General features: G+C 47.0%; 1 protein-coding gene. It reads left to right on the forward strand.

The window, feature by feature from the left end; genetic code table 11:
- Positions 1 to 157: 157 nt before the first annotated feature.
- Positions 158 to 1,125 (forward strand): polysaccharide biosynthesis protein (locus tag KDK15_RS07265; protein WP_257294695.1); only part of this gene is annotated, 968 nt, incomplete at its 3' end.

A 1,125-nucleotide genomic window follows, 5' to 3' on the forward strand; every position in this document is an offset into this window, starting at 1 on the left:
GGAAGGTTCTTGGAGCGATCTAAGAACCCTCGCCCGATAGGGCGGGGAGTGTCAGGGTCATTATCAGCCATTATTCATAACGTTGTTATTTTTAGCGCCAGTGGTTTCGCTACCAATCTATATACGGTTTGGCCTGTATTCTGCTGTCCTGCGTTATATGAGCCATCAGGTGCTGTTGACCATACTCAAGGCAGCTGTCGCCTCAATATTGATGTTGATTGCCGTTTTTTACCTCTTGGGGATTAATAATATGCCTCGGGGGGTAACGGTATTGTACTGCTGCTTCTCTGGCCTGTTCCTCAGCTTGACCCGCTATGGTGTCAGGCAGTGGTTGAGAGGTTACACACTGAAGGATGTGGTTAGAATCATTTTTTCCATACAACCGGTGACTTCGCCTAAACAGGTCAATAAAGCTTACGGTATTCCTGTACTCATTTATGGAGCAGGTGCGGCGGGTGTGCAGTTGGCGGAAGCCCTTAATAAGTCAAGAGAGTATCACCCCGTTGGTTTTTTGGATGACAATGATTCTTTGAAAGGCCGCGTGATTATGGGGAAGCGTATTTATCACTTAGCTTCCAATATAGAACAAGTTATCCGTAATACCGGGGCAGAAGAAATTTTGCTGGCCATTCCTTCCCTGGGCCGAAGCCGACGGGCTGAGATTCTTCGCAATCTTGAATTATTGGGAATGCCCATAAAAACTATGCCAGGTTTGAGTGACTTGGCCAGTGGGCGCCTGAAAATCCAGGAAATTCTGGATGTTATGCGACGCTACAGCGTCGAGACGCTTTATCATGCAGCAGCCTATAAGCATGTTCCGATTGTTCAGCACAATGTCTCAGAGGGGTTGCGCAATAATGTGTTGGGTACACTTTACACAGCCCAGGCGGCTATTATCGCCGGTGTTAAAAATTTTGTACTGATATCTACCGATAAAGCGGTCAGACCAACCAATGTCATGGGAGCTTCCAAGCGGTTGGCTGAGATGGTGCTGCAGGCATTAAGTCAGGAGAAGTTGTTTCAATTGTATCACCCGGAACTATTTGGGTTTCATCCTGGTGATGTGATTAACAATATCACTCGCTTTACCATGGTGCGTTTTGGAAATGTGCTGGGTTCCAGTGG

Source organism: Endozoicomonas sp. YOMI1, from assembly GCF_024606345.1.
Lineage (GTDB): Bacteria > Pseudomonadota > Gammaproteobacteria > Pseudomonadales > Endozoicomonadaceae > Endozoicomonas.